The 16,358-nt window shown below is 60.6% G+C and carries 11 protein-coding genes; 3 read left to right on the top strand and 8 right to left on the bottom strand.

Annotation, left to right across the window (positions count from 1 at the left end; genetic code table 11):
- Window positions 1-171: 171 nt before the first annotated feature.
- From K5607_RS09945 to K5607_RS09935, 3 genes are all read right to left on the bottom strand, one after another.
- A complete protein-coding gene (locus K5607_RS09945; protein WP_221046925.1) occupies window positions 172-3,237 on the bottom strand; it encodes an efflux RND transporter permease subunit in 3,066 nt (1,021 codons plus the stop codon).
- 22 nt (window positions 3,238-3,259) lie between these two features.
- Complete coding sequence (locus K5607_RS09940) at window positions 3,260-4,378, bottom strand: efflux RND transporter periplasmic adaptor subunit (RefSeq protein ID WP_054774141.1); 1,119 nt, start codon at window positions 4,376-4,378, stop codon at window positions 3,260-3,262.
- 65 nt (window positions 4,379-4,443) lie between these two features.
- Entirely contained in the window at window positions 4,444-5,871 is a 1,428-nt protein-coding gene (locus K5607_RS09935) for an efflux transporter outer membrane subunit (protein WP_082411638.1), read from the bottom strand.
- Between the two features lie 264 nt (window positions 5,872-6,135).
- On the opposite strand from K5607_RS09935, the gene K5607_RS09930 reads away from it, so the two are divergent.
- Window positions 6,136-7,458 (top strand): cytochrome P450, encoded by a 1,323-nt coding sequence (locus tag K5607_RS09930; RefSeq protein ID WP_221046924.1) that lies wholly within the window; start codon window positions 6,136-6,138, stop codon window positions 7,456-7,458.
- A complete protein-coding gene (locus K5607_RS09925) occupies window positions 7,458-8,843 on the top strand; it encodes a cytochrome P450 (RefSeq protein ID WP_221046923.1) in 1,386 nt (461 codons plus the stop codon). Before K5607_RS09930 ends, K5607_RS09925 begins: the two co-directional genes overlap by 1 nt.
- On the opposite strand, the gene K5607_RS09920 is transcribed toward K5607_RS09925, so the two are convergent.
- From K5607_RS09920 to K5607_RS09900, 5 genes are all read right to left on the bottom strand, one after another.
- Window positions 8,779-10,128: a hypothetical protein gene (locus K5607_RS09920; RefSeq protein ID WP_221046922.1), complete on the bottom strand. Its 1,350-nt coding sequence runs from the start codon at window positions 10,126-10,128 to the stop codon at window positions 8,779-8,781. The two genes, K5607_RS09925 and K5607_RS09920, sit on opposite strands and share 65 nt — an antisense overlap.
- 148 nt (window positions 10,129-10,276) lie before the next feature.
- Complete coding sequence (locus tag K5607_RS09915; protein ID WP_054773246.1) at window positions 10,277-10,513, bottom strand: acyl carrier protein; 237 nt, start codon at window positions 10,511-10,513, stop codon at window positions 10,277-10,279.
- A complete protein-coding gene (locus K5607_RS09910; RefSeq protein ID WP_054773245.1) occupies window positions 10,503-12,248 on the bottom strand; it encodes an HAD-IIIC family phosphatase in 1,746 nt (581 codons plus the stop codon). The genes K5607_RS09915 and K5607_RS09910 overlap by 11 nt, the downstream gene beginning before the upstream one ends.
- Entirely contained in the window at window positions 12,245-13,426 is a 1,182-nt protein-coding gene (locus K5607_RS09905) for an SDR family oxidoreductase (protein ID WP_054773244.1), read from the bottom strand. Before K5607_RS09905 ends, K5607_RS09910 begins: the two co-directional genes overlap by 4 nt.
- Window positions 13,423-14,334: a class I SAM-dependent methyltransferase gene (locus tag K5607_RS09900; RefSeq protein WP_221046921.1), complete on the bottom strand. Its 912-nt coding sequence runs from the start codon at window positions 14,332-14,334 to the stop codon at window positions 13,423-13,425. Before K5607_RS09900 ends, K5607_RS09905 begins: the two co-directional genes overlap by 4 nt.
- Window positions 14,335-15,008: 674 nt before the next feature.
- Here K5607_RS09900 and K5607_RS09895 point away from each other — a divergent pair.
- Window positions 15,009-16,349, top strand: a complete 1,341-nt coding sequence (locus K5607_RS09895) for a cytochrome P450 (protein WP_156302362.1) — start codon at window positions 15,009-15,011, stop codon at window positions 16,347-16,349.
- Window positions 16,350-16,358 lie beyond the last annotated feature (9 nt).

The following is a 16,358-nucleotide window of genomic DNA, read 5'->3' as shown; positions in this document are numbered from 1 at the left end:
GTACGAGCCGTTGCGGGATGGTGGAGGTTGTGTGGTGCAAGTCAGGCTAGCGAGCAGCCCGATGGCCGCGGCGGCTGCGAGCGGGATTCGGCCTGGCGTAAGCCGTGGCTGGCCCGCCGCCCCGGCTCCGTTGGCCGGGGACATCGTTAGCCCGTGGCGTCGGCGGTGGGGTTATTCGGCCGCCGTCTGTCCGGCCGTTTCGGTTGCCGCGGCATGTTCCTTGGAAAGCAGCATATAGGCGGCCGGAACCACATACAGGGTGAACAGGGTGCCTATCGTCAAGCCCATGGCGATGACCATGCCGATGTTGAAACGGGAGGCGGCGCCGGCGCCGGCGGCGAAGATGAGCGGGATGACGCCGAGCACCATGGCGGCGGTGGTCATCAATATCGGCCGCAAGCGGATGCCGGCGGCGGTTTCGATGGCTTCGCGCTTGGATTTGCCTTGCGCTTTGAGGGCGTTGGCGAATTCGACGATGAGGATGCCGTGTTTGCTGATTAGGCCCATCAAAGTCACCAGCCCCACCTCGGTGTAGATGTTGAGCGAGGCGCCGCCCAGCCCCAGGGCGACGAAAATCAGCGCGCCCACGGCGGACATGGGCACCGATACCAGGATGATGAGCGGGTCGGTGAAGCTTTCGAATTGGGCCGCCAGCACCAGGTAGATAATCACCAGGGCAAAAGAGAAGGTGCTGAGGAAGCCGCTGGATTCATGCACGAATTGTCGCGCTTGGCCGGCGTAGTCCACGGAATAGCCTTCCGGCAGGGTGCGGTCGGCCAAATCCTTGAGATAGGCCAGGGCGTCGCCTTGGCTGAGGCCGGGCGACGCGATGCCGGAAATGGTGGCGGCATTGAGTTGCTGGAAGTGGTTGACCGCCTGCGGCATGGTTTCCGTGCGGAGGCTGGCCACGGTGGAGAGGGGCAGCATGACGCCGTCGGCGCTGCGGATGTAATAGTCGGCCAGTTGGCCGGGATTCAGCCGGAAGCGCTGCATGATTTGCGGAATCACCTTGTACGAGCGTCCCTGTAGGCTGAAATAGTTGACGTAGCCGCCGCCCAGCAGGGACGACAAGGCGCCGCCCACGTCCTGCATGTTCAAGCCGAGCAAGGCGGCTTTGTCGCGGTCGATATCCACCCAGGTTTGCGGGTGGTTGATCTTCAGATCGTTGTCCAGAAAGAGGAACAGGCCGCTTTTGTGCGCTTCTTCCATGAAGGCGGTCGCCACTTCGTTGAGCTGCGGAAAGGGTTCCGTGGTGCCGATGACGAACTGGATGGGCAGGCTGCCGCTGCTCGGCAGAGGCGGCGGTTGGAACGTCGCCACCTGCAGGCCGGCGATGTTGCCGACTTCCTGCTGCACTTCGCCCAGCAATTCGTTGGCGGTTTTGTCCCGGTCTTCCCAGGGTTTGAGAATCATGCCGTCGATGGATTGGCCGCCGATGTCCATTTGCAGCATGTGATCGGTTTCCGGGTGTTTCTTGAACACGTCGAACACTTGTTTGCCGAACAGCTGTCGCTGCTGCAAGGTGGCGGTGGGAGACGCCGTGGCCATGGTGAACAGCACCCCTTGGTCTTCCTGCGGCGCCAATTCGCTGTTGGAGTAGGTGTAGAGGAAATAGATGGCGACCAGGACGATGGCGGCGAAAAGATAGGTGACCGGCCGGTGGTCCAGGCTGTCGTGCAGGCGTTGCGCGTAGCCTTCCTGGATGCGTTCGAACATTTGGTCGATGCGTGTCACCAAACGGGCTTCCCAGCCGGTTTCCTGCTGGCGCTTGAGCAGCCGGGCACACAGCATCGGCGAGAGGGTCAGGGCGACCAAGGCGGACAGGGTGACGGCGCCCACCAGGGTGAAGGCGAATTCGGTGAACAGCGTGCCGGTCAGGCCCGACTGGAAGCCGATGGGCACGTACACCGCAGCCAGCACCGCCGTCATGGCGATGATCGGGCCCGCCAGTTCGCTGGCGGCCCGGCTGGCGGCGGCGGTGGGCGACAGGTCCTCGGCCAGGTGGCGGTTGACGTTTTCCACGACGATGATGGCGTCGTCCACCACCAGGCCGATGGCCAGCACCAGGGCCAGCAGGCTCAGCAGGTTGATGGAATAACCCAGGGCCGCCATGATGCTGAAGGTCGCCACCAGGGACAACGGGATGGCGATGACGGTAATCAGCACCGAACGGGGGGTGCCGAGGAAGGCGAAGATGACCAGGGTGACGATGAGCAGGGCTTCGAGCAAGGTTTCGACCACTTCCCGAATGGAGCTGGTGACGAAAGTGGTGGAGTCGTAAACGACGGCGCCCTTGATGCCGGTGGGCAGCTGCGCCTGGATGCCAGGAATTTCCTCCTTGACCCGCTTGATGACGTCCAGCAGGTTGGCGCTGGGCGCTACCTTGATGCCGATATAGACGGCTTTTTGGCCGTCGAAATTCGCTTGCGACTCGTAATCGTCGGCGCCGAGGGAGACGTTGGCCACGTCCTGCAGGTGGACCAGCGCGCCGTTCTGCCGCTTCACCACCAGTTGGCGGAACTCGTCCAGCGAGTGCAGGCTGGTGGAGGCGGCCAAGTTGACCTGCACCATCTGGCCCTTGGTGGAGCCCAGTGCCGCCAGGTAGTCGTTCTGGGCCAGGGCGCTGCTGACGTCCGTGGCGGTCAGGCCGAAGGCGGCCAGCTTTTCCGGGTTCAGCCAGGCGCGCAGGGCGAAGTTTTTGGCGCCGATCAGTTCGGCGGTTTGTACTCCCGCGACCGCCTGTAGTTTGGGTTGCACCACCCGCACCAGGTAATCGGTGATGTTGTTGGCCGGCAGGATATCGCTGGAGAAACCGATATAGAGCGCGTCGATGGGCTGCGGCGGCTGCACGGCGATGATCGGGTGCTGGGCGTCCGGCGGCAGCTGGCTCAGCACGGAGTTGACCTGGGAGCTGATTTCGGTGAGCGCCTTGTCCACCTTGTAGCCGAATTGCAAGTTCACCGTGATGGTGCTGACGCTGCCGACGCTGCTGGAGGTGATGTAGTCGATGCCGTTGGACTGGGTGATGGCCGCCTCCAGCGGGGTGGAGATGAAGCCGGCGACCAAGCCGGGATCCGCGCCGTAGTAGCCGGTGGTGACGGTGATGACCGCGCTCTCCGTTTCGGGAAACTCGGCGACGGGCAGGGTGACCACGGAACGCAGCCCCAGGATGAACAGCAGCAGGCTGACCACGGCCGCCAGTACCGGGCGCTGGATGAAGATGTCGGTGATTTTCATCGGCTTGGGCCCTTGCGGCGGGTCATTCGTCTTCCGGCGCCGGCGCCGGGTCTTCGCTCGGCCGGATGGTGTCGTTGATCACCAATTTCGTGCCGTTGCGCAGCTTGATTTGGCCGGAGGTCACCACTTGGTCGCCTTCTTTCAGTCCCTGGAGTATCGTCACCTGGTCGCCGCGGCTTTCGCCGACGGTGACGAAACTTTCCCGGGCCACCAGCTTGGGCTGGCCCTTGTCGTCGCTGCCTTGCCGATCCACCAGATAAACCAGCGCGCCATACGGGTTGTAGGCGATGGCGGCATTGGGCAGGGTCAGATGCCGCTCCGGTTGGCCGGTGGCGATTTCCAGGCTGGCGTACATGCCGGGCAGGAGCTTTTCCTCGGCGTTTTGCAGTGTGGCGCGGATTTGCACGTTGCGGCTCGCGTCATCCACCTTGGGGTTGATCACGCTGATTTCGCCGCTAAACCGCAGTTGCGGAAACGCGTCGATGCGGACGGTGACGGTCTGGCCGACTCGGACGGCGTTCAGCGCTTGCTGCGGCAGATTGAAGTCGGCATAGAGCGTGTCGAGGGTTTGCAGGGTCACCAGCGGCGTGCCGGCGTCGATGTATTGGCCGACGTTGACTAAACGCAGTCCCAGGCGGCCGGCGAAAGGGGCGCGGATCAGCTTTTTATCCAGCAGCGCCTGTTGTTCGGCGAGGTTGGCGTTGGCTTGGGCCAGATTGGCGGCGTCGGTGTCCAGGGTTTGCTGGCTGGCCGCCTTGGCCTGGAATTGCGCCTTATCCCTTTCCAAGGTGATGCGCGCCAGCTCGGCGGCGGCTTTGAGCGATTGCATCCGGGCCAGATCGTCCTGGCTGCGCAATTGCAGCAGCGGGGCGCCCTGGACGACTTCCTCGCCTTGCTTGAAGTGGATGGCCGTGACGATGCCGCCCACTTCGCTGGCGATGTCCGCGCCTTGGGCCGCTTTCAGCGTGCCGACGGCGTGCATGGTCGGCTGCCATTCCTCATAGCGCGCCTTGGCGGTGGAAACGGTCTGCGGCGGCTGCGCGCTGTCGGACATGTATTCCTTGATCATGCGGTTTTTGAAGGCGATGAAGCCGAACACGATGCCCAGTACCGCGCCGACCCAAAGCAGCATGGTGATCATGCGCTTTTGCCGCGTTGGCTTGGGCTTGGGTGCGCGGTCAGTGTTCGAAAAGAATGACGGCATCTTCATCTTTCTGCGTTCTCCGCTGCGGCGTCGCCGCTATCGCTGGTGTCGGGAGGGCGGTTCCACCAGCCGCCGCCCAGCGCTTGCAGCAGGGCAGCGCTGTCGCTAAGCCGCGCGGCCTGAGCCTTGGCCAGGCCGACGCGGGCTTGCTGGTAATTGCGTTGGGCGTCCAGCAGGTTCAAATAGCTCAAGGCGCCCGCTTGGATTTGGGCGTTGCTCAAGGCCAGGTTTTCGGCGGCGATCCGCGAGGCGTTCTGCTGGACCGTCAAAACCTGATGGTCCGCTTCCAGCGCCTTCATCACGTCCGCGACGTTTTGAAACGCTTGCAGGACGGTGCTGCGGTATTTCGCCTGGGCTTCGGCGAATGCGGCCTTGGCGGCGTCGAGCCCGTGGCTCAGCTTGCCCCATTGCAGCAGGGGCTGGGCCAGGTTGAATCCCTGGCTCCAGATTTCCGATGCCGGCGTGAACAGCATGCCTGCCTTGGTGGCGAAGCTGCCGATGCTGGCGTTGATGGTGAGGTCGGGAAACCTTTTGGCGGTGGCCACGCCCACCTGGGCACTGGCCGAATGCAGCAAGGCTTCCGCGCTGCGTATGTCGGGCCGCTGCTCCACCAGTTTCGACGGCAGGCTGAGAGGGATTTCTTCGGGCAGTTGCAAGTCGGCCAGCGTGAATTCCTCGGTCAAGGCTTCCCCCGGCAATTGTCCTGCCAACATCGCTATGCGGTGGCGGGTTTGCGCCAGTTGCTGGCGCAGGGTGACGAGGTCGGCGCGGGCTTGGTTGAGCGCGGACTCCTGCGACAGCACGGCGGACCAAGTGGTGGCGCCCAAACGCCATTGCTGGTTGAGTATCTCCAGGCTTTGTTCTTGAGAGACGGCGACGTCTTGGAGTATGCCGATTTGCTCCCTGAGGGAGGCCTCGCCGATGGCGGCGGCGGCGATGTTGCTGGCCAGGTTGAGGTATGCGGCTTCCCACTGGAAGCGTTGATAATCCACCTGCGCGCCCAGGTCTTCCAGTTGCCGGCGCAACGCGCCAAAGGTGTCGATGGTGTAGGACAGGTTCAGCGACGCGTTGTACATGGCCATCATGATGCCGCCGTTGCCGTTGGGGTCGCCGAACATGCCGCTGTTGAGCGACAGGCGCTTGCCCATGCCGGAAATGTCCAACGCGGGCATCAGGGAACCCTCCTGGGCGAAAAGGGATTCCTTGGCCTGGGTGAGGGCGGCTTGGGCAGACTCCAGGTCGGGGCTGCGGGCGAAGGCTTTTTCGATCAGCCTTTTCAATTTTTCGGAACGGAACAGCGTCCACCATTCGGCGGGAATGTCCTGCCCGGCCGCCAAGCGCTGGTTCGGCATCTCCGCCGGCTGGTCGGCGAAATTCTGCACGTTGGGGGCGGCGGGGCGCTGGAAATCCGGACCCACCATGCATCCCATGGGGAATGGGAGAATCAGGCAGGCCGCTGTGATAACAAGCCGGCGGCGGATTTTTTCGGAAAGGCTTTTCGGATAGGTCACTAGGGCGCCGCTGTGGGTTGTTTCCTATCCCGAATTGTAGGTTATTTAAGGCAGTTCTAACATATTGACACGAATGATATTCTCTATCAAGCTGGGCGTTGTTCGAGTCATGACGGCTTAAATAGTGCGGCTGGTATTTCGGGGGAGTTGAGGATCGGCCAGCGCTGATAATAGGGAGATACCTTGAATATAACCCACCGCTTACCTCCCGGCCCTCGGTTGCGCTTACTTCAGCCGATGGCCTATGTCCGCTCTCCATACCGTTTTTTCAGCAGTATGCGGGCCCGTTACGGCGATCCTTTCACCATGCACACCGTGGGTTTGACCGTAGTAACCGGTAATCCCGACGGTATTCGTCAGATATTCTCCGCTCCTTTCGGTACTTATCACGTCGACTTGCCGCGGAGTTTGCGCCGCGTGCTCGGCCAGCACAGCTTGAACGGCTTGGACGGCGAGGCCCGCCGCCGCACCCGCAAGCTGCTCGCGCCCGGCTTCCACGGCGACAGTTTGCGCAACTTGGCGGGCGTCATTCACGCCACGGCGGTGGAGGCGTTGAGCGGCTGGACCGACGGCGAAGTCAGGGATGCCAGGCAAGCCATGCACGCCATCGGTCTGGACGTGATCCTGAAAACCATGTTCGGCGTGGAACAGGCCGCGCGGCTGGGCGAGTTCCGGCAGGCGGTGCTGGGCCTTACCCAGTCCCTCGGCAGCATGGCCTACCTGCTGAGCACCGTATTGCGCATCGACCGAGACGACTGGCCGCCGAACCGGCGCCTGGATGCCGCGCGGGAGCGCTTGGCGGCGCTGCTGCGGGAAAACATCGCGGTGCGACGGGCCGACGGCGCGCCTCGCGTGGATATCCTCAGCCGCTTGATGGAGGCGCGCGCCGAGGACGGCGCTGGATTCAGCGACGATGCCTTGGTGGACAACCTCATTACCAACCTGGTGGCCGGCCACGAACCCAGCGTTTTGACGCTGACCTGGGCTTTCGCCTGGCTGGGGCGCCATCCGCAGGCGGCGGCGCGCTTGCAGGAGGAAATCGACGGCTTGGGCAGCGACGACGATTTCGCCGCGATTCAGGCGCTGCCCTATCTGGATGCCGTCGTCAAAGAATGCCTGCGTTTGTATCCGGCGGTGCCGGAGGTGATGCGGATGTTGAGCGTGCCTTTCGAACTGTGCGGCTATGCATTGCCGGCCGGCATCAATGTCGCGGCCTGCGCCGCGCTGTTGCACATGGACCCGGCGCTTTACCCGGATCCGGAGCGTTTTTATCCCGAGCGCTTTCTGGAAAGGACATTCAACGGTTTCGAGTTTATCCCCTTCGGCGGCGGAGAACGCATCTGCGTCGGAAATCAATATAGCGTGTTCGAGATCAAGATCATTCTGGCGGTTCTATTGCGGCGAGGCCGTTTCTCCTTGCTGGATACGCGGCCGGTGCGGGTGACCCGCTGCGGCTTTTTGATGGGGCCGGCCGACGTGCTGGTGCGATATCGGGAGAAACCCTAATGCCCAAATCCGTCCAGGAAAATCCGGCGAAATGCCCGCTCGGACCCGGTTCCTTGCCTTTACACCTCTGGTCGTATTTTCGGGCGCCCTTGCGCTGTTACCAGTCTTTGGCCGCGCGCTACGGCCAGCCTTTTTCGGTGCCGTCCCCGTTCGGCGGGCGCATGGCGGTGAGCGGTTGCCCGGCCCATATCGAACAGATTTACAAAGGGCGAGGAGAAAATTACCGGGTTGTGGATACCGCATCCGGCATGACGTTCGGCGAAAACTCGCTGGGCGCTTTGGACGGTGAAGCCCACGCCCGCGTGCGCCGGGCGCTGATGGCGCCGATCTTGCGCCACCCGGCCCATGCCGCGGGCCTGATGCGGGACGTGGCGCTGGCTGTTTGCGCCGGCCAGTCTTACGGCGAAAGCTTCAATATGCTGGAGCTGGCCAGGACGATCACGCTCGATGTGACGGTGCGGACGATTTTCGGCATCTTGGACGAAGCGGAGCGGCGCGACTTCATCGCGGCCATCCATGCATTGCGGGATAGCATCAGCTCCTTGGCGATTTTCGTGAAAGCGCTGCGCTACGACCTGGGGCCGTGGAGTCCTTGGGGCCGCTTTGTCCGCGCCCGGACCCGCTGTTACGACCTGATGGACAAGCGCTTGGCGACGGCGCGCGAACAGGGGGAGGACGCGCAGAACAGCGTATTGGCCTACTGGGCGTCTTTGCGCGATCCAGACGGAGCCCCCCTCATGTCCGACGCCCAGATTCGCGACAATCTGCTCACCTTGTCGTTCGCCGGCCACGACACCACCGCTTCGGCGCTAGCCTGGGGCATGTATTGGACGCACGTCGAGCCGGGCGTGTTGGCCGCGTTGCTCGACGAACTGGGCGATTATGCAAAAACGCTGGACACCGGTTTGCTGAAACGCACGCCCTATTTGGACGCGGTATGTTGGGAAACCTTGCGGATCCATCCCATCGCGCCCGGATCCATCCGGCGCCTGGCGCGGGCGATGGAACTGGGCGGCTACGTCGTGCCGGAAGACAGCCTGGTCATGGCCAGCACGGACCTGGTGTCCGCCGATCCGTCCATTTATCCCGATCCCGAGCGTTTCAGGCCGGAACGCTTTTTGGAACGGAATTACGGCCCGGACGAACTGATTCCGTTCGGCGGCGGCGAGCGCCGCTGTCCCGGCGCAGCCATGGCGTTCATGGAAATGCGGGTGGTATTGGCCACCCTGTTGTGCCGCTATGAATTCCGCTTGTGCGAAACGCGCCCGGTCAAGCCCGCTTGGGCAAACGGCATCCGCCAGCCGGAAACCGGCGTGCGGATTAGGATGGAAGGGCTTCGTGACACAGGGAGGCCCCGGGCAAATGCCGATCCAATCGCTTCATAAAGGCTTCCATGCGGGCGGCGCCAAGGCGCCGGTCATAGCAAACGCCGAAGCATAGCCGGTTGTCCATTTGAATCACCGAAGAAAAAAATACCGGGGCGGGCGCCGCTTCGCCAAAACAGGCGATATCCGTCGGCGCTTCGCCATCGCAGGCATAACGCCGAGCGTTGACGTAACCCAGGTTGGTCAGTGCCGGCGGCGTGGGCTGGGTGAGGGCGCGCAGGTATTGCTGCCGTATCAGGTTTTTTTTGCGGAGATAGGGCATGCGGGCCAACCATAGGAAGAGCATTTGTCCTTCGGTGGTTCCGAAGCGCTTTTTGTAACGCTTGGTCTCCTCCAGTACCTTGTTCAGCGTGTCCTCGAACCGTTTGCCCACGTCGGCGCCGATGCGGGCGGTGAATCCTCCCGTCTGGTTGCAAAGGGCGGGCCGGTGTTTCGGGAGGATGTAACCCCGCAAGTTGCTGGGGACCGCGATGGCTAGCCCGGCGTCCGCCGGCGACGGGCAAAATTCGTCGAAAGCGCGGAAAAACGCCGCCAGATAAATATCGTTCAGCGACGCGCCGAGATCTTGCGAGCACTGCTTGATCGCCGCGAAGCGCTGTTCGTCGAAGCGTAGCGTCCGGTAAACCGGCTCTACCGTCGCGATGTCGGCTAAAAAAGACTCCTCGCTGGCCGCGCGCAATCCCCGGGCTTTGCCGAAGGCCCGGGGTATGCCCCGCAAATCGCGCCATAAAAGTGCCCAGCGCTCCCGCCGTTTGAGCGTCCGCAACCAAAGAAAGCTGTCGCGGCCCGCCGCATTGGCGGCCAGGCGATATTCCGGATCCTGCCCCAATTGGTTGTATAGATTTACCAGGATGGCGGCGGCATCCAGGGTCGCGGCGCCATCGGCCGCCACGTGGGAAAGTTTCAGCAGCAGGCGGTCGCCTCCGCCGTGAGCGGGGCGTATGAGCGCAGCGCGGATATTGGGCGCGTCGCGGGGGTCGAAGCGTTCGGATAGCCATGCGGCGGTATCGGCTTCCACATGGTCGCTGACCGTCAGGGGGCAGACGGCGAATTGTTCCGGATCGTCCCGCCGACGCCAAAACGGATGGCCGTCTTCCACGACGAAACGGCAGCCCAATATCGGTTCTGCCTCCACCAGCCGCTGCATGGCTGTGCCCATGCGCCGCTCGTCCAGTTTTCCCGGATAGTCGATGACTAGCTGAATGTAGCCGGCCAAGGCGAGTTCGGAGAGGACGTGCATGACCTCGTCCTGTAATTCCGCGGGCAGGGTTGCGGTGGCTGTCATGGTTCTACCTGGAGTGTTGCGACGATTGAGCGGGGTGGCCAATACCAATGCGACGAAAGGTTTTATGGTTTCACCGCGCCGAAACAACCGGATATCTCGGGTCTTTCCCTTTGCCCTAAGCGAACAAGCGCCAGGCGAAAATCCAGTATCAGTTAGATACGCCCAGTTCCTTTAGGGTAAGCACTATCAGCTCGAAACTGATGAGGTGCTCTATGCGATCTTCCGGGAACCGAACGGCGAACTCATCTTCGAGAGCCAGCACGAGATTCATATGATGAAGGGAATCCCATTGGTCAATCCGCCCCGGAGAGGCGTCCTGGCTAATGTCCGCCGGATCAATGCCAAAGACATCGCCCATGACTTTCCGAACTCTATCAATCAGCATTTTCCAAAACCTCGATATAATCGATGCCGCTCGAACGATAATCGCCGAGCGATAAAGTGTAGCCATGCCGGCCGTCGGTAGCCGTATGGCGGGTAAATCCGAGTATATCAAAAAAATCCGCCACTTGATGGTTTTTGCCCGTTTTAATATACTCGCCGTGAAGGGTGGAAACGCCTCGCCGCATTAATTTATCAACCAAGTAATCGAACACCACGCGCTCCAGGTTGCGGCCCAAAACTCGGCAGCTCAATAGATAGCTGTTGATCGTCGCCTCGCGCCGCTGTTCGTCCAGTTTGATAATGGCTAACCCCGTGACTCCGTAGTCTCCATAGCGGTCGCTAACGCTGAAGGTCGCCATAGACCAACACGGATTCGACAACATCCGATGAATGTCGCTCTCCGTGTAGCGATACGTCGTGAGGTTGAATTGATTGGTCTTTTGCGTCATTTGGGCCGCCCGGTTAACGCAGTTCGCCCCATTCCAGTCGACACGCACGATCAGTTTTAACGAGCGGAGATAATCGTCGATTGAAGCGAATTCGCTAATCGAGCTTTTACGCTCGCGCTCCATAAGATACATATCCGTCTTGAGCAAATCCTCCTGGGTGGTCGATAGCGTGAAGAACTCCCGTTCCAGCCGGCGAATCGCCGCCGGATATTCGGACAAAGCGTTCGGCACTTGGACGCAAAGCACCTGCGGCAACGCTTCAGCCACCAGCCCCAGCTCGAAGGCCGAGTCATCAACGAACACGAAACTTTCCAATCCCAGATTAAGCTCCCTGGCCATATCGCGTAGATTCGTGGCCTTGTCGTTCCAGTTGATTTTTTGCGCCGCAAAATCGGAGCCGCGTAATACCATGTCGGAGTGCCGCGCCAGGAGTGCAGATACGTCGTCGGGATTGTTTTTGCTGCATATCGCCAGGAGAACGCCTTTGCGGCGAAAACCTTTGAGGATGCATTGAACTTCCCGGAAAATTTTCCCCTCCCGTGTCGAGTCGTTCATCCTTATACCCGTCTCGCCATCCTCGCCTAGGACTCCGGCCCATAGCGTGCCGTCACAATCGAGGACAAGAACTTTCTTCGACTGGCCGTTTATCGATCGAAAGGCGGGTTCGATATGCTCCGCGTAAGCCTTCAAAAAATCCAATGAATAAAGCGCTTTCGACGAATGAAACTGGCGAAAATCGCTGACCGAGGCTAGCCCGAGCATTGCTATGATTCTTTCCAAATCAATCAGCAGCTGGTGGGATGCCGCGTTCTGTTCCAGTGCGGCGTTTAAACGTGCGCAAAGCTTTCTTAACGCGCCGTCGCGCAGCTCGTTTCGACAAAAGGCTGTCGCAGTAAATCGATTGAACAAGACCAACGGAACGCGGCTCAAGTTTTTCAGGGCGAGTTTGATCTCCCCTTCGAAACGTTCAGCCAGGGAGTTCAGATCGCCCGCGTCCATTGCATCGGCAACGGCATGCAAGCTATCGATAAGATTAGCCGTTTCCCAAAACACAATAACGGCGTCAAACTCACCGAAGCGAAGACTGTCCTGCACGATGTTGTCGTATTCCCCAAGCGTGACTACGGCGTTGATGCCCCGTCGCCGCAGCATAAACTCCAGAATGTCTTTGAGTTGAGAGACGACGATGTTGGACAGCAATGCGATTCTGTAATGGCCGCACCCCGCGGGTAAAGCGGACAATTCGCGATTTTTCGCCAAAATCTCGGCGTACTTCAGGTGTTTCATCGCATCACTTGTCCGCCGTTGACGCGAATGGTTTCGCCCGTTAAAAAGTCGGACTTGTCGGACGCAAGAAATGCGACGGCTCCCGCCACGTCTTCAGGGCGGGCAAGTCGGCGTAAAGGGGTTTTAGCGGCGGTGAGTAAGCGTTCTCTCTCTGGAATATCGGCGATCATATCGGTATCGGTCATGCCTGGAGCAACAATGTTTACGCAAATGCCTTTCGGCGCGATTTCCAGCGCCAACGCCCGGCAAAAGCTGTCCAATGCGCCTTTGGCCGTAATGTAAGGCAATAACTTTTCCACCGGCGTATCGGAGACCTGCGAGCCGATCACAATGATTTTTCCATAGCGCTCTTGTTCCATTGCGGGAAGAACGCCGCGTACTAGATTGAATGTCCCGCGAATTGAAATGCTTAGATGCTTCTCGAAATCTTCCCAAAGCAGATCATTGAAGTTAATGGTGGCGATGCGCGTGGTCGCGCAGTTAACTAAAACAGTAATGGCGCCGAAACGGCGATTTACCCGCTGAACCATTGCGGCAATGGCCGCTTCCGAATGAATGTCGCCCTCCACCGCCATCGCATTACCGCCCGCCGCATTTATTTCGTCAACGACACGCGCGGCGGCGCCGGCATTCCTAAAGTAGTGAAGCGCCACATCGAAGCCATCTTCAGCCAACGCTCGGCAAATCGCCGCTCCGATTCCCCCTGAGCCGCCAACCACCAGCGCTACCCGGCCTTTTTCCGCCCGTTCATGAGCAACGGGCAGCGCCGGTTCGACGATTTTTACTTTCGCGGTTCCCGCTGTGACTTTTTGTCGATGTTGGTTAAAGATATCCGTTTGCAGCTCGATTGCTTGCATATGATCGATTTTTCGGATTACCTCGGCCCGCACGGTCAGTCTGTCTCCGACCCGAACCGGTTGCAGGAATTCCAGGCTTTGGGAAAACCATAGCGCCCCGTCTCCAGGTAATTTGGTACCGATCACCGTCGAAATGAACGAGGCGCCGAGCATGCCATGGGCAACCGGTTGTTTGAGACTCGTCAGGGCGGCGTAATGCTGATCGACGTGCAGTCGATTGTCGTCCCCGGTAAGTTCGACAAACTTCTCAATGTCCTTGGCGGTGACGACATGCTCTAGTTCCGCAAAATCGCCGATGGATATTTCGTTAAATTTTGTCATGGCAGCATCAGCAGTGCGCAGTAATTGATAGTGACGCGAGATATCTCCGCCTTCTCGACAGACATGTTCTCAACCGGCAGCGCCAGTTCTCGCTCGATTTTGAACCCGGCATCCAGAATCAGGTCGCGAATCTGTTGGATGCGGTCAAATTGATAGACGTGGTCGATCGCAGGACAGTTGGCGCAGGTTGAAATGAAAATCCGTCCGTCCGGCGCTAGCAGTCCGCGCAGGCGCTCTAGCAATTGGGTGGGCCGGTCTACATGCTCCAACACTTCCCCCATGGTGATAAAGTGAAAACCCTGTCCTAAATCCACCTCCATGATATCGCCGAGAATGAAGCGAACGCGCCGATCCCCGGGTATCGCGTATTCGATAAAGTCTTTTGTTAAATCCAGCGACGTCGGGCTTATGTCGACGGCAACCGCTTTCTGTAGGCCGTGGAGCGTGGTTAGGGCGTTTTCAAGCAGCAGCCCGTGGCCCGGTCCGATTTCGAGATAGTCGGAAACATAGTCGGCTCGTTCGAGGATGGCCTGCTTGAAAAAATTGAATATACGGTAATGCGACGGCCATAAAAACTGGGAGATTCCCAGTCCGACCATGTAAGGGAGCATCTCGGCATGCGAATGGTAAACGTCGTTCCTGGCTTCTTGGGTGGAGGCGACCGGATAACGTCCGCTGCGTAAAAACGCGACTTGGCAACGGAGCATGTTCCCGCACATTCTCAGGTAGGCGTCTACCGCGTATTCTATGGGGATGTTGCGTGTTTGCAGGAAGCCGTTATAGCGCAAAGCAAATTCATCGGCTTCGCAAAAAAATCGATCGGTTTGCTCGGATAAGTAACCTGTGAGCTTTTTCTTTTGCAGGGGGGACTGCTCGCAAATCAGGTTGACTATATCGTGAAATTTCATGGCAACTTCCCTGGTTTAAGCTGTAACCGACCAAACTATCGATAAAGCGGCGCTAAATAACCGCTTCCCATGGGGGCGGCGGGGCCGGTGTCGCTAACCGCCGCCCCCTCCCCAAACTGCACAAAGCCTCCCAGCGCCTGCGGGCCTAGACGATTATGCCCCGGAATTGGCCGCGGAACCGGCGTTTTCGCCCGCCTGCAAGGATAGCCGCGCCGGGCCACGTCGTTACCGGCCGGCGGCTTCGTCCCCGGTGCATCAAAATCCCGCCCGGTTCGTGACTAATCGCAGCGTTGCCAACCCTATAAGGCCGGCGGGAGGGCATGGACGGAATTAAGGTTCAACGGCTCCGCCGGGGCCGGGGCGTCATTCCCGGAGCTAACGAATTGTTTCTAGGCATCGATAATCGATGCGGTAATCGAGCACACCGGGAGAATTCGGCGAGGCGTCCGACTTCGTTTCTTCTGTCGGCGAGTGGCGCGTTGTCCTGGTTATGTTTCGGTGTTCGCGACGATTGAGCGTGCTGGCTAAAATCCCTGGGGAGCGAGGTTTTTATGGCCGCGCGGCGCGAAAAATAATCGGGTGTCACGGTGCCGTCTCATTTATACTCCGACCACTTGTTAACCAAACCCTTGGCGTAGCGGTATGTTACCCAGTTTTTCTTGCGGGTGAAAAGCATGGATTCAACGGCGAATTACTCCGTCCCACCGCCGGGGCCTAGGCGGTTGATTCCCCATTTGTTGGGCTATTTCCGCCAGCCGCTGCGCTGTTACCAATCGCTGGCGGCTCGCCACGGCCAGCCTTTTTCGGTGCCGTTTCCCTTGGGGGGGCGGATGGCCGTGACCGGTTGCCCGCTGCACATCGGGCGGATTTTCAAAGGCGGCACGGGTTTGTACCGGTCGGTGGATGCGAGCGCCGGCATGTTTTACGGCGACAACTCCATGCTGTCCTTGGACGGCGAGGCCCACGCCGCCATGCGGCGGGCGCTCATGGTGCCGGTGCTGCGCAATCCCGCCATCGCCGCCCGACTGATGCGTGAGGCGGCCGTGCGCGAGGTTTCCGGCCAAAAGGCCGGCGCGCCGTTCGATATGTTGGACACGGCCAGGAGCATCACCCTGGACGTGATCCTGCAAACGGTGTTCGGCGTGTTGGATGACGCCGAGCGCAAGGAATTCGTCCAGGCGATTCAAGCCTTGCAAGGCAGCATCGGATTTTTCGCGGTGTTCGTCAAAGGCCTGCGGCGAGACTGGGGGCCGTGGAGCCCCTGGGGCCGTTTTCTCCGCGCCAGAGGCCGCTGCTATGCGCTGATCGAAGGGCGCATGGCGGCGGTGCGGGCCGGCGGGGAAGGAAGGGGGGATAGCGTGTTGGAGCACTGGCTGTCTTTGCGCGACGAGGCCGGACAGCCCTTGCTGAGCGACGGGCAAATACGCGACAACCTGTTGACCATGCTGTTCGCCGGCCACGACAGTACCGCCGTGGCGCTGGCCTGGGCGCTGTATTGGACGCACCGCGAGCCGGGAGTCTTGATCGCTTTGCTGGATGAGCTGGAAGGCTACGCGCAACGGGGCGATATCGGCTCGCTCGACGACACGCCTTATCTGGATGCCGTCTGCCGGGAGGCCTTGCGCGTCCATCCCGTCGCGCCCGGCGTGGCCCGGCGCTTGGAAGCGCCGTTGCAACTGGGCGAGTATCTGGTGCCGGCCGGCGACGTGGTGATGGCCTGCATCGATTTGGTGTCTCACGATCCGGCGATTTATGCCGATCCACAACGCTTTATGCCGGAGCGCTTCCTGGAGCGCGGCTATGGGCACAGTGAATTCATCCCGTTCGGTGGCGGCGAGCGCCGCTGCCCCGGCGCCGCGCTGGCTTTCATGGAAATGCGCGTGGTGCTGGCGACCCTGGTGTGTCGCTTCCGTTTCCGCCTGCTGGAGCGGCGCGCCCTCGATGCCGTGTGGTCGCACGGCATCCGCCGGCCGGAAAGCGGCGTGCGCATGGTGCTCGAGGGGCGGCGGATCTAGGGCGGCGCA

The organism is Methylogaea oryzae, from assembly GCF_019669985.1.
Taxonomy (GTDB): domain Bacteria; phylum Pseudomonadota; class Gammaproteobacteria; order Methylococcales; family Methylococcaceae; genus Methylogaea; species Methylogaea oryzae.
Note: the sequence above shows the minus strand (reverse complement) of the source record. Positions and strands in the feature narration are given on the sequence as shown.

Bases quoted from the DNA above. Each gene is read 5' to 3' on its own strand.
- K5607_RS09940 (WP_054774141.1), bottom strand. From the start codon at position 4,378: ATGATCACCATGCTGCTTTGGGTCGGCGCGGTACTGGGCATCGTGTTC.
- K5607_RS09935 (WP_082411638.1), bottom strand. From the start codon at position 5,871: ATGGGATGCATGGTGGGTCCGGATTTCCAGCGCCCCGCCGCCCCCAAC.
- K5607_RS09900 (WP_221046921.1), bottom strand. From the start codon at position 14,334: ATGAAATTTCACGATATAGTCAACCTGATTTGCGAGCAGTCCCCCCTG.
- K5607_RS09910 (WP_054773245.1), bottom strand. From the start codon at position 12,248: ATGAAACACCTGAAGTACGCCGAGATTTTGGCGAAAAATCGCGAATTG.
- K5607_RS09895 (WP_156302362.1), top strand. From the start codon at position 15,009: ATGGATTCAACGGCGAATTACTCCGTCCCACCGCCGGGGCCTAGGCGG.
- K5607_RS09915 (WP_054773246.1), bottom strand. From the start codon at position 10,513: ATGCTGATTGATAGAGTTCGGAAAGTCATGGGCGATGTCTTTGGCATT.
- K5607_RS09925 (WP_221046923.1), top strand. From the start codon at position 7,458: ATGCCCAAATCCGTCCAGGAAAATCCGGCGAAATGCCCGCTCGGACCC.
- K5607_RS09905 (WP_054773244.1), bottom strand. From the start codon at position 13,426: ATGACAAAATTTAACGAAATATCCATCGGCGATTTTGCGGAACTAGAG.
- K5607_RS09945 (WP_221046925.1), bottom strand. From the start codon at position 3,237: ATGAAAATCACCGACATCTTCATCCAGCGCCCGGTACTGGCGGCCGTG.
- K5607_RS09920 (WP_221046922.1), bottom strand. From the start codon at position 10,128: ATGACAGCCACCGCAACCCTGCCCGCGGAATTACAGGACGAGGTCATG.